This is a genomic window from Pseudomonas sp. NPDC088890 (genome assembly GCF_044900155.1).
In the GTDB taxonomy this organism is placed as follows: domain Bacteria; phylum Pseudomonadota; class Gammaproteobacteria; order Pseudomonadales; family Pseudomonadaceae; genus Aquipseudomonas; species Aquipseudomonas urmiensis.
Window position 1 is genome coordinate 96241 of record NZ_JBJDNG010000008.1, and the last position, 25234, is coordinate 121474.

The window sequence follows — 25234 nt, forward strand, 5'->3', positions numbered from 1 at the left end:
AGCCCGCTCCCACGGCGTCAATAGAGATCGACTGGATCCACGTCTAGCGACCAGCGTACTTGGCGCCCTGCTGGCATCTGCTCCAACACTAGCAACCAGGCACTGATCAGTCGATGCAAGGGCGCCCGGGCATTGGCCTGGAGCAATAGTTGCGCGCGAAAACGCCCCGCTCGTCGCTCCATCGGGGCTGGTACCGGGCCGAGCAGTTCGACGCCTTGCAGGCCTTGTTCGGCCACGATGCGCTCGGCAGCACTGCACGCCTCATCAAGGAAGCCTTCGGCCTGGCCTGGCTTGTGCGCTTCGGCGCGCAGCAAGGCGAGGTGGGCAAACGGCGGCAGGCCGGCAGCGCGGCGCTCGCTCAGCGCTTGCTCGGCGAAGGCGAAGTAGCCTTGCTCGGTCAGTTGCACCAGCAAGGGATGCTCGGCCAGGTGGGTCTGGATGATCACCTTGCCGGGCTCTTCGGCGCGACCGGCGCGGCCCGCGACTTGGACGATCAGCTGAGCCATGCGTTCGCTGGCGCGAAAATCACCCGAGAACAGCCCGCCGTCAGCATCGAGAATGGCCACCAGGGTCACCCGAGGGAAGTGGTGCCCCTTGGCCAGCATCTGGGTGCCGACCAGGATGCTCGGCTGGCCACGTTGAATGGTAGTGAACAGGTTGTGCATGGCGTCCTTGCGCGAGGTGCTGTCGCGGTCGACGCGCAGCACCGGGTAGTCCGGGAACAGAATTTTCAACCGTTCCTCGGCGCGCTCGGTGCCAGCGCCTACCGGCCGCAGGTCGACATGCGCGCACTTGGGACACTGCAGCGGCAGCCGTTCGTCGTAACCGCAGTGGTGGCAGCGCAGCACGTTTGAGCGCTGGTGCACGGTCATTCGCGCATCGCAGCGCGGGCATTCGGACAGCCAGCCGCAGTCGTGGCACAACAGGGTCGGGGCGAAGCCACGGCGGTTGAGAAATACCAGCACCTGCTGCCCGGCTTGCAGGGTCTGGCCGATGGCCTGCTGCAAGGGGCCGCTGATGCCGCTGTCCAGCGGCCGGCTGCGCACGTCCAGGCGCATGAAGCGTGGCTGCCGGGCGCCGCCGGCGCGTTGATTCATGCGCAGCAGGCCATAGCGCCCGGTATGGGCGTTGTGCAGGCTTTCCAGCGACGGCGTGGCGGAGCCGAGCAAGATCGGGATGTTTTCCTGGTGTGCGCGTACCAGCGCCAGGTCGCGGGCGTGATAGCGCAGGCCTTCTTGCTGTTTATACGAGCCGTCATGCTCTTCGTCGATGATGATCAGGCCAGGGTTTTTCATCGGCGTGAACAACGCCGAGCGGGTGCCGATGATGATATCGGCCTCGCCGTCGCGGGCCGCCAGCCAGGCATCCAGGCGCTCGCGGTCGTTGACCGCCGAGTGCAGCAGCGCGATGCGCGCGTTGAAGCGCTGCTCGAAGCGCGCCAGGGTTTGCGGGCCGAGGTTGATCTCCGGGATCAGGATCAGCGCCTGCTTGCCGGCCTCCAGGGTTTCGCGGATCAGTTGCAGGTAGACCTCGGTCTTGCCGCTGCCGGTAACTCCAGCGAGGAGGAATGCGTGGAAACTGCCGAAGCCGGAACGCACGGCTTCGAATGCGGCCAGCTGCTCTTCGTTGAGCGGCAGTTCAGGCTGGGCCAGCCAGTGTTCATGGCGCGCGGCCGGCAGGTGTCGGCGTATTTCGAGCTGGACCAGCTCCTTGGCCAGGAGCAAGTCGAGGCTGTCTTTGTTCAGCCCCAGCTTGCTCAACAGGCTATGAGCCACGCCGTGCGGGTGCTGCGACAAGGTCTTGAGGGCATCACGCTGGCGCGGTGCGCGGGCGATGCGCGGATCTTCCAGGCGGGCACCCGGGGTCACCTGCCAGAAGCGCTCCTGGCGTATCTCGGCCGGCTCGCCCTGGCGCAGCAGCACCGGCAAGGCCCAGCTCAAGGTGTCGCCCAGGCTGTGCTGATAGTACTGGGCAGTCCACAGGCACAGCTTGAACAGCGCTGGCGGCAGCGGTGAGACTGGGTCGAGCAGGGCGCTGGCGGGCTTGAGTTTGTCGGCGGGCACTTCGCTCTTGTCGCACACCTCCACCAGCACGCCGATCATCTCGCGCCGGCCAAATGGCACCCGAAAGCGCATCCCCGGCGTCAGTGGCAGACGCGCCATCGCGGCCGTGGCCCGGTAGTCGAACAGGCGACGCAGGGGCGAGGGCAGGGCGAGGCGCAGGATGACGTCGGACACGCAGAAGGTCTCTGAAGGGCATTTGGGGACGGGTACGGAATGCGCCGAGCCTAGCAGACGACAGTCGGTGCAAGCGACAACTTGCGCTGAGGCTGAGCTCTGGTATTATTCGCCGCCTAATTACGTGCGGTATTCAACAATAGGTGTTGGGTGGCGGCACGCAGCTCGAGGAAGTGACCATGAAAGCAGATATTCATCCGAACTACGAAGTAGTTGCAGTCACCTGCAGCTGCGGCAGCAAATTCGAAACCCGTTCGACCCTGGCCAAGCCGCTGGCGATCGACGTGTGCTCCCAGTGCCACCCGTTCTACACTGGTAAGCAGAAAGTCCTGGACACCGGTGGTCGCGTACAGAAGTTCGCCGACCGCTTCGGTATGTTCGGTACCAAGAAGTAATTATGCGCATGGCGAATCCTTCGGGTTTCGCGCTGCTGCTAAAAAAGGCGCCCCTTGTGGGCGCTTTTTTTGTGAGCGCGATCTGGCAGCTGCCGGCCCTGGCCTTTTGTCCGCTGCCTGAGCAGCCCCAGCAGGTGATCGTTCGCCAGGTGGTGGATGGCGATACGTTGCGCCTGAACGATGGGCGCAGCGTGCGCCTGATTGGCATCAACGCCCCCGAGATCGGCCGCAAGGGGCGCACCAGCGAGCCCTATGCCGAGGCGGCCAAGCGGCGTCTCCAGGCCTTGGTGAAAGCCAGCGATGGCCAGGTGGGCTTGGTCCCCGGGGTGGAAGCCAAAGACAAATATGGGCGGACCCTGGCCCACATCTACGGCAAGCGTGGTGACAATTTCGAGGCTGCGCTGCTCAGTGAGGGGCTCGGCTACCGCGTTGCAGTGGCGCCTAATGTCAGCCTTGCCGGCTGCCAGCAGGATGCCGAACAGGCTGCCCGAGCCGTCCGTGCAGGACTTTGGCGGCAGTCACCGGTGCAGCGCGACCGCGATATCCAGCAATCGGGCTTTGCGGTTATCGGCGGTAAAATTCAAGGTATCCAGCGCAATCGTGGTGGAATCTGGTTGGAACTCGACGATGCTCTGGTGCTGCAAGTACCCGCTCGTCTGCTACGCAACTTCCCCTCTAGCTTCTTCGATAACCTCAAAGGGCACCAGGTCGAAGCCCGCGGCTGGGTGCTGGATCGTTCCCGCAAGGGTGGATTGCAGCCTGGGCAGCGGCGCTGGGTTTTGCCGCTGACCGACCCGAGCATGCTGGAGCGCGCTCCTGACTAAAAAATTGTAGACATTTCGATATTGGATTGTACACACTGAAGCCCGCATGCCCCGTGGGTTATAGCGTAAAGTCGTAGGCCAAGGGCCTTGACACAAGTGACCGGGCAGTCTTGTCGCCCCCCGGCTCTTTGCGTATCCTCGGCGGTCCGTCAGAACAGTAAATAGCGGAATTGCCCACCATGTCAGACCTGAAAACCGCCGCTCTCGAATACCATGCTCAGCCTCGTCCGGGGAAACTGAGCGTCGAGCTCACCAAACCGACCGCCACCGCGCGTGACCTGTCCCTGGCCTACAGCCCGGGCGTCGCCGAACCCGTGCGCGAGATCGGTCGTGATCCAGAGCTGGCCTACAAGTACACCGGCAAGGGCAACCTGGTCGCAGTGATTTCCGACGGTACCGCCATTCTTGGCCTGGGTGACCTCGGCCCACTGGCCTCCAAACCGGTCATGGAAGGCAAGGGCGTGCTGTTCAAGCGTTTCGCAGGTATCGATGTATTCGACATCGAAGTCGAGTCGGAAAGCCCGCAAGCGTTCATCGACACCGTACGCCGCATCTCGATCACCTTCGGCGGCATCAACCTCGAAGACATCAAGGCGCCTGAGTGCTTTGAAATCGAACGTACCCTGATCGAGCAGTGCGACATCCCGGTCTTCCACGATGACCAGCATGGCACCGCCATCGTCACCGCGGCCGGCATGATCAACGCCCTGGAAATCGCTGGTAAAACCCTCGAAGAGGCGAAGATCGTCTGCCTCGGCGCCGGTGCTGCCGCTATCTCCTGCATGAAGCTGCTGGTCAGCATGGGTGCCAAGGTCGAGAACATCTTCATGATCGACCGTACCGGCGTGATTCATGCTGGCCGCGACGACCTGAACCAGTACAAGGCCCAGTTCGCCCACGCTACCGACAAGCGCACCCTGGCCGACGCCCTGCAAGGCGCAGACGTGTTCGTTGGCCTGTCCGGCCCGAACCTGCTGAGCCCTGAAGGCCTGAAGTCGATGGCTGCCAACCCGATCGTGTTCGCTTGCTCGAACCCGGATCCAGAGATCAAGCCTGAGCTGGCCCACGCCACGCGTAATGACGTGATCATGGCTACCGGTCGTTCCGACTACCCGAACCAGGTCAACAACGTACTGGGCTTCCCGTTCATCTTCCGTGGTGCCCTGGACGTTCGCGCCAAGCGCATCAACGAAGAGATGAAGATCGCCGCTGCAATCGCCCTCAAAGACCTGGCCAAGCAGCCAGTGCCGAAGGAAGTGTGCGAGGCCTACGGCGTTCAGGCCCTGGAATTCGGTCGTGAGTACATCATTCCGAAGCCAATGGACCCACGCCTGATCACTCTGGTATCCGATGCCGTGGCCAAGGCCGCGATCGAAAGCGGCGTGGCGACCCTGCCGTACCCGCAGCACTACCCGCTGAAAAGCGTGGATGACGTGTTCAACGGCTGATTGTCCGTAGCGTCATGAAAAAGCCCCGGCTCGCGAGAGCCGGGGCTTTTTTGTGGGAATTTTGGGGCTGTAAAGCAGCCCCAAATACTAGCGTCGTTTGATAAGGAGAGACTGGGCCGGTATCAGAACAAATCCATCGGCGCCGCTTCATCCGCTGGCAGCGGGCTGCCCGGCGCTGCACCATTGCCCAGCTCATCCACCGACGGCGGCGAGTCTTCAGCCTTGAATAGCTCGAAGTAGGCATTGGGCGTATTCGGCGTAGCCGCACGACCGCTGACCGGGTCGACCCGCAGACTGAGAATACCCTCAGGCTCGGCAGGTGGATGGTTCGGTTTGTCCTTCAGGGCGGCGCCCATGAAGCTCATCCAGATCGGCAGCGCTGCCGTACCACCGTACTCACGCCGGCCCAGGGTTTCCGGCTGGTCGAAACCGACCCACACAGTGGTCACGTAATCAGCGTTATAGCCAGAGAACCAGGCGTCCTTGGACTCGTTGGTGGTACCGGTCTTGCCTGCCAGGTCAGTACGGCCCAGCGCCAAGGCGCGGCGCCCGGTACCGCGCTTGATCACGTCTTGTAGCATGCTGGTGAGAATGTAGCTGGTGCGCCCATCGATGATCTGCTCGGCAATCACCGGTGTCTGCGGGGCAGGCGCGACCTGGCCAAGGGCCGACGGTGCCTCACCTGGCATGGCAACGGTGCTGATCGGCTGCTCTGGCGCGGCAATGCCGGCCTGGTCTTCGCCACCACCTTGCGGCACGTGAGCCGGGTTGGCGGTGAACAGGGTTTCACCGCTGCGGCTCTCGATGCGCTCGATCAGGTACGGGCTGATCTTGTAGCCGCCGTTGGCAAAGGTGCTCCAACCGGTAGCGATCTCCATGGGTGTCAGGGTCGCGGTGCCCAGCGCCAGCGAGAGGTTGCGCGGCAGGTCCTGCTTGTTGAAACCGAACTTGGCGATGTAGTCGATAGTGCGATCTACGCCCATCGCTTGCAGCAGGCGGATCGACACCAGATTGCGCGACTTATACAGCGCCTCACGCATGCGGATCGGCCCGAGGAAGGTGTTGGTGTCGTTCTTCGGTCGCCAGACTTTGTCCAGGTACTCGTCGACGAACACGATCGGTGCGTCGTTGACCAGGCTGGCGGCGGTGTAGCCGTTGTCCAGGGCCGCGCTATAAACGAACGGCTTGAAGCTCGATCCCGGTTGGCGCTTGGCCTGCATGGCGCGGTTGTAGTTGCTTTGCTCGAACGAGAAGCCGCCGACCAGGGCGCGGATAGCACCGTTATAAGGGTCGAGGGTGACCAGGGCACTCTGCGCGGCAGGCACCTGGCTGAACTTGAGCTTGCCTTCTTCCAGGCGCTGGACGCGGATCAGGTCACCGATCTGGGCAACGTCTGCCGGCGACTGCGGTGCACGGCCCTGGGCGTTGTTGTTCAGATACGGCCGGGCCCATTTCATGGTCTCCCAGGCGACATCCTGCTCTTCGCCGTTGCGGGTCAGTACCTTCAGCCCAGCCTTGTCGACCTGGGTGACGATGGCCGGCTCCAGGCCGCCGAGGGTACGCTGCTTGCTCAGCTCTTGCAGCCAGGCTGCATGGGTCTTGCCGGGGAAGCGCGATTCCGGCCCGCGGTAGCCATGGCGCTCGTCATAGTCGGACAAGCCATTGAGCACGGCATTGTTGGCCATGTTCTGCATGTCGCTCGGCACCGTGGTGGTGACGCGGAAACCTTCGGTGTAGGCATCGCTGCCATAGCGGCCAACCATTTCGGCGCGGGCCATTTCGGCGATGTAGGGCGCGTTCACTTCCGGGGTCGGCACGTGATAGCTGGCGTTGAGCGGCTCGGCCAAGGCGGCCTGATAGCTGGCTTCGTCGATTTTGCCCAGCTTGTACATGCGGCCGAGGATCCAGTCGCGGCGCTCTTTGGCGCGCACCGGATTGGCCAGCGGGTTGAAACGTGACGGCGCCTTGGGCAAGCCGGCGATCATGGCCATCTGCGCCAGGCTGACATCGCGGATCGATTTGCCGTAGTAGACCTGTGCGGCGGCGTCGATGCCGTAGGCGCGGTTGCCCAGGTAGATCTTGTTGACGTACAGCTCAAGAATCTCGTCCTTGGTCAGCTCACGTTCGATCTGCAGGGCCAGGAGAATTTCGTTGGTCTTGCGCGAGAAGCTGCGCTCGCTGGTGAGGAAGAAGTTCTTCGCCACCTGCATGGTAATGGTGCTGCCGCCAGTCTGGATATGACCAGACTTCACCAACTGGGTCGCGGCGCGCATCAAACTGCTTGGATCGACGCCATAGTGATTGAGGAAATTGTCGTCCTCGGCTGACAGAAGCGCCTGAATGAACTGTGGGGGAATTTCCGCAAAACGGATTGGAGACCGCCGCATTTCGCCGAACTCGGCAATCAGCTTGCCATCGCTGCTGTACACCCTCAGGGGGATCTGCAACTGGATGCTTCGTAGCGACTCGACCGAAGGCAGGCTGGGGCTAAGATACAGAAACGCACCGCTCAGACCGAGTACGAGCGCACAGATGACTGCGACGAAAGACCACCAGAAAAACTTCAGCAGGCGTATCAAGGCTTTGGGGTGTCCAGATTGAGAAGTGGATTGCACGCGGGTCCGGCGGACAGAAAAAAACGCTGGGCATTATAAGCATTTTTCGCCTTTCCGGGCGACCGGCCGGCCCTGGCCGCCGGATCGGTGGGCGCGGTTTGGCGACGATGGAGCAGGGAGGCAGCGATGCTTGGACGCTTTGGCAAGGATGCCGGTTCACTGTTGGGGGTGGAAATAGCCCCTGACTCGATACGCATGCTGCAAGTGCAGCGCCGACAAGGGCGCTACCAGGCACTCGCCTGGGCGCAAGAGGCGCTGGACGTGCCATTGCACGCAGATTGGTCAAAAGACTATCAGCCACTGATCAAAGCGCTGCGCAGCGCCTATCTGCGCAGTGGCTGCAAGCGCCAGCAAGTCGCCGTAGCGCTGCCGGGTGCTGAGGTCATCTGCAAGGTTTGCTCTCTACCGGCAGGGCTGACCGCCGCGCAGCTGGAGGAGCGGCTGCTCGCAGACGCAGAACGGCTGTTTCCTTTTCCACTCGAAGACCTGGCCATGGATTTTCAGGTCATGGGCGCTTCGCCGCAGGCTGAGGGGCATGTGGATGTCCTGGTGGCGGCCTGTCGTCAGCGCTCACTCGAGCTTCTGGAGCAGGTGTTTGAAGAGGCAGGTTTGCAGGCCGTAGCGGTGGAGGTCGACAGCATTGCCCTGCGACGGGTTCTGCCGGCTGGCAAGCACGCTTTGCTGCGGATTGAATCGGCTAGTGCAGCTCTGCATACCTGGTCTGACACTGGGTTGCCGCAACGTCAGGAGGTGCGCTTTGCTCCATCTGAGCCTTGCGAAACGCGGCTGGAGCGGGCTGTCCAGCTTTTCCGTGGTGTCACCCCGCAAGGGCTGATGGTTGCAACGCAACCTACAGAATCTGGCTGGATCGACGGCTTACAGCAGCGCTTGGGGATACCTTGCGATCAGTTCCGCGCTCTACATGGGGTGCGGGCCGATGTAAAAGAACGCTCTTTGCTCGCGCCGTCCATGGCACTGGCCTGCGGCTTGGCGTTGGGAGGGGGGCAATAATGGTTCGCCTCAATCTATTGCCCTGGCGTGAGCGACAGCGACTGGCGGCAGTGCGACGGTTTCAGCGTGGTCTAGTGGTTAGCCTGCTGTTCGCGCTTTGCGCGGTCATGGTAATGGACCATATGGCGCGTCAGCGTGGGCTCCAGCAAGCCTCGAGGATTGCCGAGCGCCAAGCTGGCCTCGCGCAGTTGGATGGACAACTGGAGAGTCTTGCCCAGTTGCGCCAGGCGCGTGAGCGCACGCTGGCACAATCAGCTGCCCTGGCGGCCTTGAGAGTGGACCAGGGCGTACTGCCAAGATTATTCGCCGAGTTGGAAAGGGCGTTGTCGGCCGGGCTGCAACTCACCAACCTGTCCTTGCAAGACGGGCAGCTTGAATTGACCGGGCTGGCGGCGTCTTCGGCTGTAGTCGCTCAGTTTATGCGCGAACTGCAACAGTCACGGCTACTTGAAGGGTTGGAACTCAAGCAAATCAAGGCGCATTCCCAAGGCGATCAGTTCTTGCTGATGGCCCGTTTGTCGGCGCTTTCCACGTGACTGGCGCGTGGTTCGCCGAATGGCAGGAATTCGCTGTCAGTTCCAGGCCGTTGAAGATTGCGGCCCTGGCTGCTCCCGCCTTGCTGGTGTTGGGCCTGGGCTGGCTGTTGCGACTGCAAGAGCCCCAGCAGTCGTATCGACAAGGTGCTGAGGCGCTCGTCGAGTTGGCGCGGGCACATGCGCAAAAGTCGCAACAGATGCAGGATCTGCCGACTATCAAGGCGGCGCTGGCTGATAGCCAAGCCCAGCTACAAGACGCCCGTTGGCGCCTCGCGGCGGGAGAGGGCATGAGTGACCTGCTCGACCAGTTGGCCAGTTCCGGACACGCTCTTGGGCTGTCGTTCGAACGGCTCGATGTGCTGGAGGAGGTCCAGGCCAGCGATTATTGGGTTGCTCCTTTGCAGATTGAAGTCGTAGGTAGCTATCCGGCGTTGCGCACGTGGCTCGACGAGTGGTTGGGGCAAATGCGCCTGTTGCGCCCCTCGGGGCTGCGCCTGGAAGCAGCGCAGGGTCGCACAGGCGTGTTGCGGATGCGCCTGCAGGTACAGGCCTATCACGCCGGGCAGACGCTGCCGCTGCCATTGTCGCTGGCGGATGAGCCGGCCCGGGAAGCCATCGAGCCGCCTCGCTCCGATCCGTTTCAAGCCTGGTCATCGAGGCTCGCAGTGGAAGGCTTGGCCAGGGTGCCGCTGGCACAACTGGAGATGGTCGGCAGCCTTTCGCGTGCCGGCCAGTCGCAGGCACTGGTGTGGTCAGCGGGCCGAATCTATCGAGTCAAGGTGGGCGATCCCCTGGGCAGGGATGAGGGCGTCGTCACGCGCATCGATGAGCGCCAGCTAGAAGTGCTTGAACGAGTGTTCCTCGGTGGTGCCTGGCAGCACCGGTCGACGTATCTCGCGCTCCGGAAGCGCGCGGGCAAAGGGGTCAAGGATGAGCGTGAAGCAGCTGTCGGTGTGGTTAGTGGCAATGATCCTGTGGATTCAGGGGGCGTCAGCGGCGACTTACGAGGATGAACCGTTGTCGTTGAACTTCCAGGACGTAGAAGTGCGCTCGATCCTGCAAGTACTGGCTGACTACGCCGGGATCAATCTGGTGGTCAGCGACTCAGTCACTGGCAACATCACCTTGCGGCTGGAGCAGGTACCCTGGGATCAGGCCTTGGACCTGGTACTGCGCAGCAAGGGGCTGGCCCGGCGCCAAGAGGGGAGTGTCCTGCTGGTAGCACCAGTGGCCGAGTTGGCGGGGCAGTCACGCGAGGCGCAGTTGGGGCTGGAGCTCGATGCACAGTTGCAGCCGCTGGTTCGCGAGCTGCTGCCCATTCATCACGCCAAGGCGAGCGAACTTGCCGAGCTGTTGCGGGCCACGCTCGCCGAAGCGGGAGAAGCTGGGCGTGGCAGTCTGAGCGTGGATGTGCGTACCAACACCTTGGTTGCCCACCAGCCGGCAGCGCGCCTCGAAGAGTTGCGGCGCTTGGTCGCGCAACTGGATGTGCCTGTGCGTCAGGTCATGATCGAGGCGCGCATCGTCGAGGCCAATGTCGATTACGAGAAAAGCCTGGGTGTGCGTTGGGGCGCGTCATTCTCGGGGGGCGATGCGCAGCTGACTAACGGCCTGTTTGTCGACCTTGGCGTCGACCGCGCCACATCCGGGGTGGGTTTGGGGTTGCTGCGTGGCGATACGTTGCTCGATCTGGAGCTCAGTGCCATGGAAAAAAGCGGCAATGGCGAGATCATCTCCCAGCCTAAAGTGGTTACGGCAGACAAGGAGACTGCCCGCATCCTCAAGGGCACCGAGGTGCCCTATCAGGAGACCAGCAGAAATGGCGCGACCTCTATCTCTTTTCGCGAGGCATCGTTGTCACTGGAGGTCACACCACAAATTACGCCAGACGGTAGCGTTATCATGACGGTCAAGGTGACCAAGGACGAGCCAGACTTCGTCAATGCCTTGAACAACGTACCGCCGATTCGCAAGAACGAGGTCAATGCCAAGGTCCGGGTGGCGGATGGCCAAACCATTGTCATCGGTGGCGTCTACTCGACTTCGCAAAACAATGTAGTCGACAAGGTGCCATTTTTCGGCGATCTGCCGTATGTTGGGCGGCTGTTTCGACGCGATGCATTACAAGAGAAAAAATCCGAGCTGCTGGTCTTCCTGACTCCGCGTATCATGAGTGACCAGGCGATTGCTGTGAGTCGTTGATTCTGTGCGAAATTTGATACTTGTAGGCCCCATGGGTGCTGGTAAAAGCACCATCGGTCGCCTTTTGGCCAAAGAGCTGCGTTTGCTGTTCAAGGATTCCGACAAGGAAATCGAGCTGCGAACCGGCGCCAATATCCCGTGGATCTTCGACAAGGAAGGCGAGCCGGGTTTCCGTGATCGTGAAGAGGCGATGATCGCCGAGCTCTGCGAGCTGGACGGCGTGGTCGTGGCCACCGGTGGCGGCGCAGTGATGCGTGAGGCCAATCGCCAGGCACTGCACGCCGGCGGACGAGTGATCTACCTGCACGCCTCGGTGGAGCAGCAGGTCGGCCGCACCGCACGTGATCGCAATCGCCCGCTGTTGCGCACAGCCAATCCCGAGGCGACCTTGCGTGCGCTGCTGGAATCGCGCGATCCGCTCTACCGCGAGATCGCTGATCTGGTGGTGGAAACCGACGAACGGCCACCGCGCATGGTAGTGCTCGATATCCTCGAGCGCCTGGAGAAGTTGCCGCCCCGCTAAGCCGGGGACTATCCTCGGCAGCCAATGCCGAGGCAGGGTTCAACGTTACCGCGCGGATTGCACTGGCGATGCCGCGCCCAAGCACATTGTGGGGATACATGCAGACACTAAAGGTCGATCTGGGCGAACGCAGCTACCCGATCTACATTGGCGAAGGCCTGTTGGACCAGCCTGAGTTGCTGGCACCGCACATTGCCGGCCGGCAAGTCGCCATCGTTTCCAACGAGACCGTCGCGCCCCTGTATCTCGAACGCTTGAGTCGCACCCTGGGCGCCTACTCGGTGGTGCATGTGGTGCTGCCCGACGGCGAAGCCTACAAGAACTGGGAAACCCTGCAGTTGATCTTCGATGGCCTGCTCAGCGCACGCCATGATCGGCGTACCACCGTGGTCGCACTGGGCGGAGGCGTGATCGGCGATATGGCGGGTTTCGCTGCCGCGTGCTATCAGCGCGGTGTCGATTTCATCCAAGTGCCGACCACGCTGTTGTCCCAGGTCGATTCCTCGGTTGGCGGCAAGACCGGCATCAACCACCCGCTGGGCAAGAACATGGTCGGTGCCTTCTATCAGCCCAATGCGGTGCTGATCGACACCACCACCCTCAAGACTCTGCCAGAGCGCGAGCTGTCGGCAGGGCTTGCCGAAGTCATCAAGTACGGCCTGATCTGCGACAAGCCGTTCCTTGACTGGCTCGAAGACAATATGACGGCCCTGCGTGGCCTGGATAACGCTGCCCTGACCGAGGCCATTCGCCGTTCCTGCGCGGCCAAGGCTGCGGTGGTCGGAGCTGACGAGCGTGAGTCTGGCGTGCGTGCGACCCTCAACCTGGGTCATACCTTTGGCCATGCCATCGAGACCCACATGGGCTACGGCGTCTGGCTGCACGGCGAAGCCGTGGCAGCAGGCACGGTAATGGCCCTGGAAATGTCCATGCGCCTGGGCTGGATCGACCAGCCGGCGCGTGATCGCGCTATTCGCCTGCTGCAGGACGCAGGATTGCCGGTGGTGCCCCCACAGGAAATGACCCCGGCACATTTCATGGAGCATATGGCGGTCGACAAAAAGGTTCTCGACGGTCGCTTGCGCCTGGTGCTGTTGCGCCAGCTGGGCGAAGCCGTGATTACCGACGACTATCCGAAAGAGATCCTTCAGGCCACGCTGGCAGCGGATTACCGCGCGATCGTGGCCCAGCTTTGAGGTTGTGACAGCGCAATGACCAGTTTGCATGCCGATGAGGCGTTTCTCGACCATTACCAACTGAGCCACGATCCGTTCGCGCCGCGTGTGCCCGGCTTCAAGTTCTTCCCCGCCCAGCGCAAGCCAGTGTTGGGGCAGTTGCATCACCTGGCCCGCTACAGCCAGCTGATGCTGGTGGTCACAGGGCCGGTGGGCAGCGGCAAGACCCTGCTGCGCCAGGCGCTGGTGGCAAGCACCAACAAACAGTCGGTACAGAGCGTGGTGGTTTCCGCCCGTGGCGCCAGCGATGCTGCCAGCGTGCTGGGCCAGGTGGCCCAGGCGCTTGGGGTGGCCCAGGCCGAGGTGCAAGCCATTCTGTCCCAGGTGGTACAACTGGCGCTGACCGGTCAGGAAGTCTATCTGTTGGTGGACGATGCGGAACAACTCGGCGAGTCGGCACTCCAAGCGTTGCTGGAGTTGGCGGCGGGGGTTCCGGAAGGGCGTCCGCACGTGTTCCTGTTCGGTGAGCCCTCGCTGATCGCAGGGTTGGATGAGCTCAATGCCGATGGTGATCGTTTCCACGTCATCGAGCTTGCCCCCTACAGCGAGGAAGAAACCCGCGAGTACCTGGAGCAACGCCTGGAGGGCGCTGGCCGGGGCATCGAGGTGTTCAGCGCTGAACAGATCGTCGATATCCATGAACATTCGGACGGCTGGCCTGGCACTATCAACCAGGTCGCCCGCGATACCTTGATCGAAGCCATGATCGCCACCCGCAGTACGGCGAAGCGACCATCCATGGGGTTCAAAATGCCTAAAAAACACGTGCTCGCGCTGTCTGCTGTCGTAGTGGTCGCCGTTGCTGCGGCGGTCCTGATGCCCAAGAAAGGCGCCGATAAAGCCCCTACCGACGCACCTGCGGCCCAAGCCCAGCTGCCGTTGGGTGAAGGCCAGCCGGGCAACGCCCAGGCCAACAATGGCAACCCTGCCATCGAGTTCTCCGGCTCCTCCCAGCCGATGCCACTGCCGCTGGTAGGGCAGTCGCAGCCGGTCATGCGCGAGCCGCTAGCCCAGGCCGCAGGCATGGGCGATGGCGAAGAGGGCGGTCCAGCCGGCAACACTGCGCTACAGCCCGCCAACCCGCCGACCGTTACCACCATTGCGCCGCCTGAAGGTGTTCCTGCGGGGCCAGCTACGGCACCTGCGCAGCCAATCGCCAGCGCGCCAAGCCAGCCGGTTGCGCCTGCACCGAAGCCTGTTGCAACCCAGCCGGCCAAGCCGGTAGCGCCTGCCAAGCCAGCGCCGGCTCCGACTCAGGTCGCAACCTCTAAGCCAGCGGCTAAACCTGCTGCTGGTGGCAGTGGCAACAGCAGCTGGTACTCGGGCCAAAAACCAGGCAATTACGTGGTGCAGATCCTCGGCACCAGCTCCGAGGCATCGGCCCAATCGTTCGTCAAAGCGCAGGGTGGCGACTATCGCTACTTCAAGAAAACCCTGCAGGGCAAGCCACTGTACGTCGTCACTTACGGCAACTTCGCCAACCGTGATGCAGCGGTTGCGGCAATCAAGAACTTGCCAGCGAAGGTCCAGGCTGGTAAACCTTGGCCACGTACCGTTGCCAGCGTCCAACAAGAGCTGGCTACGGCTCGCTGATACCTTCCGGGCGGCACCACCCCGCTGCCCAGATGCTGAGCGACTCCTGACTTTCGTCTAGCCTGCTGCGTTCAAACGCGGCAGGCTTTTCTGTCCCAGACTGCCGGCCACAAGCCCTCTCTTGCAGTCCAGGCTGAAACGCTTCAGACTCCGACCAATGCCGTACCACGGCAAAAGGTCAAAAACATTCAAAATTGCGACATAAATTTACAACGATTCGTCGTGAGAATTTGTGAGCTTCACTGTCGCTGTGCAACAATGGTTTCACGTTGCCCCCCGCAAAAAAGCTGGCATTCGACCGGTGTGGATGGTAAGTGGTTGTACTAAAAAGAGATTTGCCTCCGTCGAGAGGTGAACCTGGTGAGAATGTGTCTATGAAAACAGGTCTGTACCATCCGGAAGAATTCAAGGACAACTGTGGTTTCGGCCTGATCGCCCATATGACGGGCGAGCCAAGTCACCACCTTCTGCAAACTGCCATGCAGGCGTTGACCTGCATGACCCACCGCGGTGGGATCAACGCCGACGGCAAGACCGGCGACGGTTGCGGCTTGCTCATGCAGAAGCCCGATCAGTTTTTGCGCGCCGTGGCCCAAGAGCATTTCGCCGTCGAGCTGCCCAAGCAGTACGCGGTAGGCATGGTGTTCTTCAACCAGGACCCGGTTAAAGCGCAAGCCGCGCGCGCCAACATGGACCGCGAGATCCTCGCCGCTGGCCTGAAGCTGGTCGGCTGGCGCAAAGTGCCGATCGACACCAGCGTGCTCGGCCGCCTGGCCCTGGAGCGCCTGCCGCAGATCGAGCAGGTATTCATCGGCGGTGAAGGCCTGAGCGACCAAGAGTTCGCCATCAAGCTGTTCAGTGCCCGTCGTCGCTCGTCTGTGGCCAACGCCCACGACAGCGACCACTACATCTGCAGCTTCTCGCACAAGACCATCATCTACAAAGGCCTGATGATGCCGCGCGATCTCGCGGCGTTCTATCCAGACCTCGATGACCCACGCCTGCAAACCGCGATCTGCGTGTTCCACCAGCGTTTCTCGACCAACACCCTGCCGAAGTGGCCGTTGGCCCAGCCGTTCCGCTTCCTCGCCCACAACGGCGAGATCAACACCATCACCGGCAACCGCAACTGGGCCATGGCCCGTCGCACCAAATTCGCCAACGACCTGATTCCCGATCTCGAAGAGCTTGGCCCGCTGGTCAACCGCGTAGGTTCGGACTCCTCGAGCATGGACAACATGCTCGAACTGATGGTCACCGGCGGCATCGACCTGTTCCGCGGCGTGCGCATGCTGGTGCCGCCAGCGTGGCAGAACGTCGAGACCATGGACGCCGACCTGCGTGCCTTCTACGAATACAACTCCATGCACATGGAGCCGTGGGACGGCCCGGCCGGTATCGTCATGACCGAAGGTCGCCATGCCGTCTGCCTGCTCGACCGCAACGGCCTGCGCCCGGCGCGCTGGGTCACCACGCGCAACGGCTACATCACCCTCGCCTCGGAAATCGGCGTGTGGGACTACAAGCCAGAGGACGTGGTCGCCAAGGGCCGGGTTGGTCCGGGGCAGATCTTTGCCGTGGACACCGAGACCGGGCAGATCCTCGACACCGACGCCATCGACAACCGCCTCAAGTCGCGCCATCCGTACAAGCGCTGGTTGCGCCAGCACGCCACGCGCATCCAGGCGACCCTGAGCGATGACCAGGGCGCGGCCAGCTACGATGCTGACCAGCTCAAGCAATTCATGAAGATGTTCCAGGTCACCTTCGAAGAGCGTGACCAGGTCCTGCGTCCGCTCGGCGAGCAGGGCCAGGAAGCGGTCGGCTCGATGGGTGATGACACGCCGATGGCAGTGCTGTCGCAGCGCGTGCGTTCGCCGTACGACTTCTTCCGCCAGCAGTTCGCCCAGGTGACCAACCCCCCGATCGACCCGCTGCGCGAAGCGATCGTGATGTCGCTGGAGATCTGCCTGGGTGCCGAGCGCAACATCTTCCAGGAGTCCCCGGAGCATGCTTCGCGGGTGATCCTCAGCTCGCCAGTGATCTCGCCAGCCAAGTGGCGCTCGCTGATGAACCTGGAGCGCGAAGGCTTCGAGCGCCAGCTGATCGACCTCAACTACGAACAAAGCATTGGCCTGGAAGCTGCCATCCGCAACATCGCCGACCAGGCTGAAGAAGCGGTGCGGGCTGGCAAGACCCAGCTGGTGCTGAGCGACCGTTACATCGCCCCTGGCAAACTGCCGGTGCACGCTTCGCTGGCCGTGGGCGCGGTGCATCACCGCCTGACCGAACAGGGCCTGCGCTGTGACAGCAACATCCTGGTAGAGACCGCTACCGCCCGCGACCCGCATCACTTCGCCGTGCTGCTGGGCTTCGGTGCCTCGGCGGTGTACCCCTACCTGGCCTACGAAGTGCTGGCCGACCTGATCCGTACCGGCGAAGTGCTGGGCGATCTGGACGAAGTGTTCAAGTACTACCGCAAGGGCATCTCCAAGGGGCTGCTGAAGATCCTGTCGAAGATGGGTATCTCGACCATCGCCTCGTACCGTGGCGCGCAGCTGTTCGAAGCCATCGGCCTGTCCGACGAAGTGGTCGGCCTGAGCTTCAAGGGCGTACCGAGCCGCATCAAGGGCGCGCGTTTCGTCGACCTGGAAGGCGACCAGAAGCTGCTCGCCGCCGAAGCCTGGAGCGCGCGCAAGCCGATCCAGCAAGGGGGGCTGCTCAAGTTCGTCCATGGTGGCGAATACCATGCCTACAACCCGGATGTGGTCAACACCTTGCAGGCCGCCGTGCAGCAGGGCGACTACGCCAAGTTCAAGGAATACACCACCCTGGTCGACACCCGGCCGGTGTCGATGATCCGCGACCTGCTCAAGGTCAAGGTGGCCGAGCAGCCGCTGGCGCTGGATCAGGTCGAGCCGCTGGAGGCGATCCTCAAGCGCTTCGACTCTGCCGGTATCTCGCTGGGGGCGCTGTCTCCAGAAGCCCACGAGGCCCTGGCCGAGGCGATGAACCGCCTGGGCGCGCGCTCCAACTCCGGTGAGGGCGGTGAAGACCCGTCGCGTTACGGCACCGTGCGTAGCTCCAAGATCAAGCAGGTCGCCACGGGCCGCTTTGGTGTCACCCCCGAATACCTGGTCAACGCCGAAGTGCTGCAGATCAAGGTGGCCCAGGGCGCCAAGCCGGGCGAAGGTGGCCAGCTGCCAGGCGGCAAGGTCAACGGCCTGATCGCCAAGCTGCGTTATGCGGTTCCCGGCGTGACCCTGATCTCGCCGCCGCCGCACCATGACATCTACTCGATCGAGGACTTGGCCCAGCTGATCTACGACCTCAAGCAGGTCAACCCGCAGGCGCTGGTCTCGGTCAAACTGGTCGCTGAAGCTGGCGTGGGCACCATCGCCGCCGGCGTGGCCAAGGCCTATGCCGACCTGATCACCATCTCCGGCTACGACGGCGGCACCGGCGCTTCGCCGCTGACTTCGATCAAGTACGCCGGTGCACCGTGGGAGCTGGGCCTGGCCGAGACCCACCAGACCCTGCGCGGCAACGACCTGCGCGGCAAGGTTCGGGTGCAGACCGACGGTGGCCTGAAAACTGGCCTGGACGTGATCAAGGCCGCCATTCTCGGCGCCGAAAGCTTCGGTTTCGGCACCGCGCCGATGATCGCCCTGGGCTGCAAATACCTGCGTATCTGCCACCTGAACAACTGCGCCACCGGCGTCGCGACCCAGAACGACAAGCTGCGCAAGGATCACTACATCGGCACGGTCGACATGGTGATCAACTTCTTCACCTTCGTCGCCGAAGAAACCCGTGAGTGGCTGGCCAAGCTGGGCGTCAGCAGCCTCGGCGAGCTGATCGGTCGCACCGACCTGCTTGAAGTACTGCCAGGCGACACCGAGCGCCAGCAGTACCTCGACCTCAGCCCGCTGTTGGGCAGCTCGCACATCCCGGCCGACAAGCCGCAGTTCTGCGAAGTCGACAAGAACCCGCCGTTCGATCAAGGCGAGCTGGCCGAGAAGATGGTCGAGATGGCCTTGCCGGCGATCCGCGACCAGGCCGGTGGTGAGTTCAGCCTGGACATCTGCAACTGCGACCGTTCGATTGGTGCGCGCATCTCTGGCGAAATCGCCAAGCTGTACGGCAACCAGGGCATGTCCGCCAAGCCAATCACCTTCCGCTTCAAGGGTACTGCGGGGCAGAGCTTCGGTGTGTGGAACGCCGGCGGCCTGAACCTGCTGCTCGAAGGCGATGCCAACGACTACGTCGGCAAGGGCATGACCGGTGGCAAGGTGACCATCGTGCCGCCTGCTGGCAGCCCGTTCAAAACCCAGGACAGCGCCATCGTCGGCAATACCTGCCTATACGGTGCCACTGGCGGCAAGCTGTTCGCCGCCGGTACCGCAGGTGAGCGCTTCGCTGTACGTAACTCCGGCGCCCACGCTGTGGTCGAGGGCACCGGCGATCACTGCTGTGAATACATGACCGGCGGCTTTGTCTGCGTCTTGGGCAAGACCGGTTACAACTTCGGTTCTGGCATGACTGGCGGCTTCGCCTACGTGCTCGACATGGACAACAGCTTCGTCGACAAGCTCAACCACGAGCTGGTGGAAATCCAGCGTATCAGTGGTGAAGCGATGGAGGCTTACCGTAGCCACCTGGCGCGGGTCCTTGCCGAATACGTTGAAGAGACCGGCAGCGAGTGGGGGCGTGAGCTCTCGGAGAACCTGGACGACTACGTGCGGCGCTTCTGGCTGGTCAAGCCGAAGGCGGCCAATCTCAAGCAGTTGCTGTCCAGTACCCGTGCCAACCCGCAGTAAAAGCAGCTGCAAGTGGCAAACCTCAAGCTGCAAGTGAACGCAGTGCGAGGTTTGCCGGGCTTACGTGATCGTCTTGCGGCTTGCAGCTTATCGCTTGCAGCTGCTGTTGAGAGGTTTTGAAAAATGGCTGAACGTCTGAATAACGACTTCCAGTTCATCGAAGTCGGGCGCAAAGACCCGAAGAAAAAGCTGCTGCGTCAGCGCAAGAAGGAGTTCGTCGAGATCTACGAACCCTTCAAGCCCCAGCAGTCCGTCGAGCAGGCGCACCGTTGCCTGGGTTGCGGCAACCCGTACTGCGAATGGAAGTGCCCGGTGCACAATTTCATCCCCAACTGGTTGAAGCTGGTCTCCGAGGGCAACATCCTGGCGGCGGCGGAACTGTCGCACCAGACCAACACCTTGCCGGAAGTCTGCGGCCGCGTGTGCCCGCAGGATCGTCTGTGCGAAGGTGCCTGCACCCTCAATGACGGCTTTGGTGCCGTGACCATCGGCTCGGTGGAGAAGTACATCACCGACACCGCCTTCGCCATGGGCTGGCGTCCGGACATGTCCAAGGTCAAGCCGACCGGCAAGCGCGTCGCGATCATCGGTGCCGGCCCTGCGGGCCTGGGCTGTGCTGACGTGCTGGTGCGTGCCGGGGTGACTCCGGTGGTGTTCGACCGCAACCCTGAAATCGGTGGCCTGCTTACTTTCGGCATCCCCGAGTTCAAGCTGGAAAAGACCGTGCTGAGCAATCGCCGCGAAGTCTTCACCGGCATGGGCATCGAGTTCCGCCTGAACACCGAAGTGGGCAAGGACATCACCCTGGAACAACTGCTCGCCGAGTACGACGCAGTGTTCATGGGCATGGGCACCTACACCTACATGAAGGGCGGCTTCCCGGGTGAAGACCTGCCGGGCGTGCACGATGCACTGGACTTCCTGATCGCCAACGTCAACCGCAACCTGGGCTTTGAAAAGTCGCCGGAAGACTTCGTCGACATGCAGGGCAAGAAGGTGGTGGTGCTCGGCGGTGGCGATACCGCGATGGACTGCAACCGCACCTCGATCCGCCAGGGCGCCAAGTCGGTGACCTGTGCCTACCGTCGTGACGAAGCGAACATGCCCGGTTCGCGCAAAGAGGTGAAGAACGCCAAGGAAGAGGGGGTGAAATTCCTCTACAACCGCCAGCCGATCGCCATCGTTGGCGAAGACAAGGTCGAAGGGGTGAAGGTGGTCGAGACCCGTCTCGGCGAGCCGGATGCCCGTGGCCGTCGTAGCCCTGAGCCGATTCCGGGCTCCGAGGAGATCCTGCCGGCCGATGCCGTGGTGATCGCCTTCGGTTTCCGTCCGAGCCCAGCGCCGTGGTTCGAGCAGTACGGCATTCAAACCGACAGCCAAGGGCGGGTGGTTGCACCTGAGAAGGCCAAGTTCAAGCACCAGACCAGCAACCCTAAAGTGTTTGCCGGTGGCGACATGGTGCGCGGTTCTGACCTGGTGGTGACGGCGATCTTCGAAGGGCGCACCGCTGCGGAAGGGATCCTGGACTACCTCGAAGTCTGATCGATCGCTATCGCGGGGTAAGCCCGCTGCCATGCAGAAGTGTGTGCTGCGTGGGAGCGGGCTTGCCCCGCGATGCTTTTTGTATACAAAAATAATTGATCCAAGGCAGACGGATAGACAAACAACCGTGCCTTTTCTCTGTACGTCTGAGAAAATGCCCGCACTTTTTTTCCGGATGCCGACATGACTGCCCTGAAGAACGATCGTTTCCTGCGTGCACTGCTCAAGCAACCCGTAGACGTCACTCCAGTCTGGATGATGCGCCAGGCCGGCCGCTACCTGCCGGAGTACCGCGCCAGCCGGGCCAAGGCGGGTGACTTCATGAGCCTGTGCATGAACCCGCAGTTCGCCTGCGAGGTCACCCTGCAGCCGCTGGACCGTTACCCGCTGGACGCAGCGATCCTCTTCTCGGACATCCTCACCATCCCCGATGCCATGGGCCAGGGCCTGTACTTCGAAACCGGCGAAGGCCCGCGTTTCAAGAAGGTCATCAGCACTTTGGCGGACATCGAAGCGCTGCCAATCCCTGATCCGCACAAGGACCTGGGCTACGTGATGGACGCGGTCAGCACCATCCGCCGTGAGCTCAATGGCCGCGTACCGCTGATCGGCTTCTCCGGCAGCCCCTGGACCCTGGCTACCTACATGGTCGAAGGCGGCTCCTCCAAGGACTTCCGCAAGATCAAGTCCATGCTCTACGACAACCCGCAGGCCCTGCACCTGCTGCTGGACAAGCTGGCCCAGTCGGTCACCAGCTACCTCAACGGCCAGATCCAGGCCGGTGCCCAGGCAGTGCAGATCTTCGACACCTGGGGTGGCAACCTGTCGGCGGCGGCCTACCAGGAGTTCTCCCTGGCCTACATGCGCAAGATCGTCAGCGGCCTGATCCGCGAGCACGACGGGCGCAAGGTGCCGGTGATCCTGTTCACCAAGAACGGCGGCATGTGGCTGGAAAGCATCGCCGAGGCTGGCGCTGACGCGTTGGGCCTGGACTGGACCTGCGAGATTGGCGATGCCCGCCGCCGGGTCGGCGACAAGGTGGCCCTGCAGGGCAACATGGACCCGACCGTGCTGTACGCCAAGCCTGCCGCGATTCGCCAGGAAGTTGCGCGGATTCTGGCCAGCTACGGCAAGGGCACTGGGCATGTATTCAACCTGGGGCATGGCATTACCCCAGAGGTCGATCCAGAGCATGCAGGCGCGTTCATCAACGCGGTGCACGAGCTGTCCGCGCAGTATCACCAGTAAGCGTTGAATCTATCGCGGGGCTAGCCCGTTCCCACGCAAAAGTCCTCAGGGACGAGGCGTGGGAGTGGGCTTGCCCCGCGATACGTTTGGATTAAGGTTTAATTCAGCGATCGTCGTTAATCTGGTCCCATCTCAACCGATACAGGACCTGACCTCATGAAAGCTCGCTACTTCGCCCTGATTCTCGCACCGCTGTTCAGCACCGCTGCCCTGGCCAATACCTACACCGGTCCAGGTGCTCAGCCGGTCACCACTGTGGCTGCTGCCAACGACGCCGCTGACGACACCCGCGTGGTCCTGCAAGGCTTCGTGACCAAGAAGCTGGATAACGACGACAAGTACGAATTCAAGGACAACACCGGCACCATCACAGTCGAGATCGACGATGAGGACATGCCAGCGGCAGGCTTCAATGACAAGACCAAGGTCAAGCTGACCGGTGAAGTCGAGAAGAACCTGATGAGCCGCGAAGTGGATGTGGATATCGTCGAGATCATTAACTGATCCAGAGGACTGGGGTCGCTTTGCGACCCTTCGCGGGCAAGCCCGCTCCCACAGGGTTCGACAGCGCTGCAAGACTCTGTGGGAGCGGGCTTGTCGGGGCGCCGAACCGCCGCGAAGGGCCGCAAAGCGGCCCCGGCTTCACGTGGTCTTGGGCGCCAATCGGCTTAGGTGCAACGCAACCAGCAACGCCACCGCCAACAGGCTGCCAATGAACAGGCCAATCCCATTCCATCCGGCCATGTGCCAGAACACCCCACCGGCCGTCCCGGCCACACTCGATCCGGCGTAATAGCAGAACAGATACAGCGAAGACGCCTGGCCCTTGGCCTTCAATGCGCGTCGGCCAATCCAGCTGCTGGCCACCGAGTGCGCGCCAAAGAAGCCAAAGGTGAACACCAGCATGCCCAGGATCACCATCGCCAGCGGGCTGGCCAGGGTCAGCAACAGCCCGCCTGCCATCACCAGGATGCTCGCCCAGAACACTTTGCGCCGCCCCAGCTTGTCGGCAAGGGCGCCGACCTGCGCCGAACTGTAGATACCCGACAGGTAAACCACCGAGAGCAAGCCCACCAGCGCTTGGTTCATGTGATAGGGCTCGGCCAGCAAGCGGTAGCCGATGTAGTTGAACAGGGTGACGAAGGCGCCCATCAGCAGGAACGCTTCAAGGAACAACCACGGCAAACCGGCGTCGCGAAAGTGCATGACAAAGCCATCGAGCAGGCTGCGCGGGTTCATCGCTTGCGGGCGGAAGTTGCGCGACTCGGGCAGCACTTTCCAGAACACCAGCGCCGCTGCCAGGGCCAGCCCGCCAATGGTCAGCATCGCCGTGTGCCAGCTGACGAAGTCGATCAGCACGCCAGTGATCAGCCGCCCGCTCATGCCGCCGATGGCATTGCCGCCGATGTACAGGCCCATGGCCAGGCCGATGTGCTGCGGATGAATTTCCTCACTCAGGTAAGTCATTGCCACCGCTGCCAGGCCGCTGAGCGACAAGCCCACCATGGCCCGGGTCGCCAGCACCAGCTCCCAGCTTGGCATTACCGCGCTGGCCAGGGTCGACAGCGCAGCGCAGACCAGGGCGAATACCATTACCGGCTTACGGCCGATCCGGTCCGAGATCGGCCCGGTGACCAGCAGGCCAAAGGCGAGCATCGCCGTCGACACCGACAGCACCAGGCTGCTCTGCGCGGCGTTGATGGAGAACTCCTGCGACAGCAACGGCATCATCGGTTGCACGCAGTAGAGCAGGGCAAAGGTGGCAAAGCCGCCGCTGAACAATGCCAGCACGGTCTTGAGGAAGGCGGGAGTACCTTTCTCGATCCAGATCTCGTTCAGCGGGGCAGGCTCAGGGTCGACAGGCAGGGGCGCTACAGCAGTTTTCACGAATGGGTCCCTCAGGCACGCGGGCCGGTGTTGCGAATTGTAAAAAGCATATAGCTGGCTAATGATTAGATCCAATATATTGTTCGACCTATTTAAGACGTTTTACGACTTGTTTGGAGCTGCTCATGGAATTGCGTCACCTGCGCTACTTCATCGCCGTTGCCGAGGAGCTGCACTTTGGCCGTGCCGCGCAGCAGCTGGGGATTTCCCAGCCCCCCCTGAGCCAGCAGATCCAGGCGCTGGAGCAGGAGCTGGGCGCGCGATTGTTCGAGCGCACCAATCGTCGGGTAGAGCTGAGCGAAGCTGGCCGGTTGTTTCTAGAGGAGGCGCGCCAGGTACTCGCCCAAGTGGAAAAAGCCGCGGATGTCGCCCGTCGAGCGCAACTGGGCGAGTTGGGTGAAATGAAGATCGGCTTCACCTCTTCGGCGCCATTTACCTCGAAGATTCCCAAGGCGATTCATGCATTTCGCCAACGCTTTCCCGCCGTGCACCTGAACCTCAAGGAGATGAGCAGTCGCGATGTCGCCGAGGCGGTCTTCGACGAGTCGATCGAAGTCGGCCTGATGCGGCCAATGCCGTTGCCTGAGGGGTTGGTCGTCACCGAGTTGTTCCGAGAGCCGCTGGTGGCAGTGATCAACGCCTCGCACCCGCTGGCGCAGGGGAGCGAGCAGGGCGTGTACATGGCGGCGCTGGCCCATGAGCCGTTCGTGTTCTTTCCGCGCAGCTATGGCAGCGGCTTGCATGCGCAGTTGTTGAGTCTGGCTCGGCAAGCGGGGTTCAGCCCGCATTTTGCCCAGGAGGCGGGGGAGGCGATGACCATCATTGGCCTGGTGTCGGCGGGGTTGGGGGTGTCGGTGCTGCCGGCGTCGTTCCAGCGCATGCGTATTGATGGCGTGGTGTATCGCACCCTGCTCGATGAGGGCGCGGGTACGGCGGTGTGGCTGGTCCAGCGTCAGGCGGGTGGCTCGGCGATGGCCAAGGCATTTGCCGAGCTGCTGACCCGCGAAAGTACCCTGTAGCCCGTACTGGCCTCTTCGCGGGCAAGCCCGCCTCCACAAGGATATGCAGCACCACCGAACCCAGTGGGAGCGGGCCTGCCCGCGAAGAGGCCGATGCAG

18 protein-coding genes are annotated in these 25234 nt (G+C 62.4%); 15 read left to right on the plus strand and 3 right to left on the minus strand.

Features of this window, described 5'->3' with window-relative positions:
• Nucleotides 1-17 precede the first annotated feature (17 nt).
• Nucleotides 18-2237, minus strand: a complete 2220-nt coding sequence (locus tag ACI2JX_RS18000) for a primosomal protein N' (RefSeq protein ID WP_404690660.1) — start codon at nucleotides 2235-2237, stop codon at nucleotides 18-20.
• A gap of 179 nt (nucleotides 2238-2416) precedes the next feature.
• On the opposite strand from ACI2JX_RS18000, the gene rpmE reads away from it, so the two are divergent.
• The 3 genes from rpmE to ACI2JX_RS18015 all read left to right on the plus strand — a co-directional run bounded on the left by rpmE (nucleotide 2417) and on the right by ACI2JX_RS18015 (nucleotide 4904).
• Nucleotides 2417-2632 (plus strand): 50S ribosomal protein L31, encoded by a 216-nt coding sequence (gene rpmE / locus ACI2JX_RS18005; protein WP_029614303.1) that lies wholly within the window; start codon nucleotides 2417-2419, stop codon nucleotides 2630-2632.
• Between the two features lie 2 nt (nucleotides 2633-2634).
• Entirely contained in the window at nucleotides 2635-3456 is an 822-nt protein-coding gene (locus ACI2JX_RS18010; RefSeq protein ID WP_404690661.1) for a thermonuclease family protein, read from the plus strand.
• 179 nt (nucleotides 3457-3635) lie between these two features.
• Nucleotides 3636-4904 (plus strand): malic enzyme-like NAD(P)-binding protein, encoded by a 1269-nt coding sequence (locus ACI2JX_RS18015; RefSeq protein ID WP_186556568.1) that lies wholly within the window; start codon nucleotides 3636-3638, stop codon nucleotides 4902-4904.
• Between the two features lie 122 nt (nucleotides 4905-5026).
• On the opposite strand, the gene ACI2JX_RS18020 is transcribed toward ACI2JX_RS18015, so the two are convergent.
• Nucleotides 5027-7483, minus strand: a complete 2457-nt coding sequence (locus ACI2JX_RS18020; RefSeq protein ID WP_368972847.1) for a penicillin-binding protein 1A — start codon at nucleotides 7481-7483, stop codon at nucleotides 5027-5029.
• Nucleotides 7484-7645: 162 nt separating this feature from the next.
• On the opposite strand from ACI2JX_RS18020, the gene pilM reads away from it, so the two are divergent.
• The 11 genes from pilM to ACI2JX_RS18075 all read left to right on the plus strand — a co-directional run bounded on the left by pilM (nucleotide 7646) and on the right by ACI2JX_RS18075 (nucleotide 22733).
• Nucleotides 7646-8530 carry a type IV pilus biogenesis protein PilM gene (gene pilM, locus ACI2JX_RS18025; protein ID WP_404690702.1) on the plus strand — a complete coding sequence of 295 codons (885 nt, stop codon included), beginning with the start codon at nucleotides 7646-7648 and terminating at the stop codon, nucleotides 8528-8530.
• On the plus strand, nucleotides 8530-9066 hold the full coding sequence (locus ACI2JX_RS18030) for a PilN domain-containing protein (protein WP_404690662.1): 537 nt from the start codon (nucleotides 8530-8532) through the stop codon (nucleotides 9064-9066). Before pilM ends, ACI2JX_RS18030 begins: the two co-directional genes overlap by 1 nt.
• Nucleotides 9063-10079 (plus strand): pilus assembly protein PilP, encoded by a 1017-nt coding sequence (locus ACI2JX_RS18035; RefSeq protein ID WP_404690663.1) that lies wholly within the window; start codon nucleotides 9063-9065, stop codon nucleotides 10077-10079. Before ACI2JX_RS18030 ends, ACI2JX_RS18035 begins: the two co-directional genes overlap by 4 nt.
• Nucleotides 9997-11268: a type IV pilus secretin PilQ gene (locus ACI2JX_RS18040; protein ID WP_404690664.1), complete on the plus strand. Its 1272-nt coding sequence runs from the start codon at nucleotides 9997-9999 to the stop codon at nucleotides 11266-11268. The genes ACI2JX_RS18035 and ACI2JX_RS18040 overlap by 83 nt, the downstream gene beginning before the upstream one ends.
• 4 nt (nucleotides 11269-11272) lie before the next feature.
• On the plus strand, nucleotides 11273-11791 hold the full coding sequence (gene aroK / locus ACI2JX_RS18045; protein ID WP_186556571.1) for a shikimate kinase AroK: 519 nt from the start codon (nucleotides 11273-11275) through the stop codon (nucleotides 11789-11791).
• A 98-nt stretch (nucleotides 11792-11889) separates the two neighbouring features.
• Entirely contained in the window at nucleotides 11890-12987 is a 1098-nt protein-coding gene (aroB, locus tag ACI2JX_RS18050) for a 3-dehydroquinate synthase (RefSeq protein ID WP_368972843.1), read from the plus strand.
• 15 nt (nucleotides 12988-13002) lie between these two features.
• Complete coding sequence (locus ACI2JX_RS18055; RefSeq protein ID WP_404690665.1) at nucleotides 13003-14619, plus strand: SPOR domain-containing protein; 1617 nt, start codon at nucleotides 13003-13005, stop codon at nucleotides 14617-14619.
• A 374-nt stretch (nucleotides 14620-14993) separates the two neighbouring features.
• Entirely contained in the window at nucleotides 14994-19439 is a 4446-nt protein-coding gene (gltB, locus tag ACI2JX_RS18060; RefSeq protein ID WP_368973079.1) for a glutamate synthase large subunit, read from the plus strand.
• Between the two features lie 123 nt (nucleotides 19440-19562).
• On the plus strand, nucleotides 19563-20981 hold the full coding sequence (locus ACI2JX_RS18065) for an FAD-dependent oxidoreductase (protein ID WP_264235669.1): 1419 nt from the start codon (nucleotides 19563-19565) through the stop codon (nucleotides 20979-20981).
• Nucleotides 20982-21164: 183 nt separating this feature from the next.
• Nucleotides 21165-22229 carry a uroporphyrinogen decarboxylase gene (hemE, locus tag ACI2JX_RS18070; protein WP_404690666.1) on the plus strand — a complete coding sequence of 355 codons (1065 nt, stop codon included), beginning with the start codon at nucleotides 21165-21167 and terminating at the stop codon, nucleotides 22227-22229.
• 156 nt (nucleotides 22230-22385) lie between these two features.
• Complete coding sequence (locus ACI2JX_RS18075; RefSeq protein WP_264235667.1) at nucleotides 22386-22733, plus strand: NirD/YgiW/YdeI family stress tolerance protein; 348 nt, start codon at nucleotides 22386-22388, stop codon at nucleotides 22731-22733.
• Between the two features lie 138 nt (nucleotides 22734-22871).
• Here the strand turns inward: ACI2JX_RS18075 and ACI2JX_RS18080 are convergent, their stop codons facing one another.
• On the minus strand, nucleotides 22872-24116 hold the full coding sequence (locus ACI2JX_RS18080) for an MFS transporter (RefSeq protein ID WP_404690667.1): 1245 nt from the start codon (nucleotides 24114-24116) through the stop codon (nucleotides 22872-22874).
• Nucleotides 24117-24241: 125 nt separating this feature from the next.
• Between ACI2JX_RS18080 and ACI2JX_RS18085 the strand changes: the two genes are divergently transcribed.
• Nucleotides 24242-25135, plus strand: coding sequence for a LysR family transcriptional regulator (locus ACI2JX_RS18085; RefSeq protein WP_264235665.1), 894 nt, complete (start codon nucleotides 24242-24244; stop codon nucleotides 25133-25135).
• Nucleotides 25136-25234 lie beyond the last annotated feature (99 nt).

Bases quoted from the DNA above. Each gene is read 5' to 3' on its own strand.
- rpmE (WP_029614303.1), top strand. From the start codon at position 2,417: ATGAAAGCAGATATTCATCCGAACTACGAAGTAGTTGCAGTCACCTGC.
- ACI2JX_RS18010 (WP_404690661.1), top strand. From the start codon at position 2,635: ATGCGCATGGCGAATCCTTCGGGTTTCGCGCTGCTGCTAAAAAAGGCG.
- ACI2JX_RS18015 (WP_186556568.1), top strand. From the start codon at position 3,636: ATGTCAGACCTGAAAACCGCCGCTCTCGAATACCATGCTCAGCCTCGT.
- pilM (WP_404690702.1), top strand. From the start codon at position 7,646: ATGCTTGGACGCTTTGGCAAGGATGCCGGTTCACTGTTGGGGGTGGAA.
- ACI2JX_RS18030 (WP_404690662.1), top strand. From the start codon at position 8,530: ATGGTTCGCCTCAATCTATTGCCCTGGCGTGAGCGACAGCGACTGGCG.
- ACI2JX_RS18040 (WP_404690664.1), top strand. From the start codon at position 9,997: ATGAGCGTGAAGCAGCTGTCGGTGTGGTTAGTGGCAATGATCCTGTGG.
- aroB (WP_368972843.1), top strand. From the start codon at position 11,890: ATGCAGACACTAAAGGTCGATCTGGGCGAACGCAGCTACCCGATCTAC.
- ACI2JX_RS18055 (WP_404690665.1), top strand. From the start codon at position 13,003: ATGACCAGTTTGCATGCCGATGAGGCGTTTCTCGACCATTACCAACTG.
- gltB (WP_368973079.1), top strand. From the start codon at position 14,994: ATGAAAACAGGTCTGTACCATCCGGAAGAATTCAAGGACAACTGTGGT.
- ACI2JX_RS18065 (WP_264235669.1), top strand. From the start codon at position 19,563: ATGGCTGAACGTCTGAATAACGACTTCCAGTTCATCGAAGTCGGGCGC.
- hemE (WP_404690666.1), top strand. From the start codon at position 21,165: ATGACTGCCCTGAAGAACGATCGTTTCCTGCGTGCACTGCTCAAGCAA.
- ACI2JX_RS18075 (WP_264235667.1), top strand. From the start codon at position 22,386: ATGAAAGCTCGCTACTTCGCCCTGATTCTCGCACCGCTGTTCAGCACC.
- ACI2JX_RS18085 (WP_264235665.1), top strand. From the start codon at position 24,242: ATGGAATTGCGTCACCTGCGCTACTTCATCGCCGTTGCCGAGGAGCTG.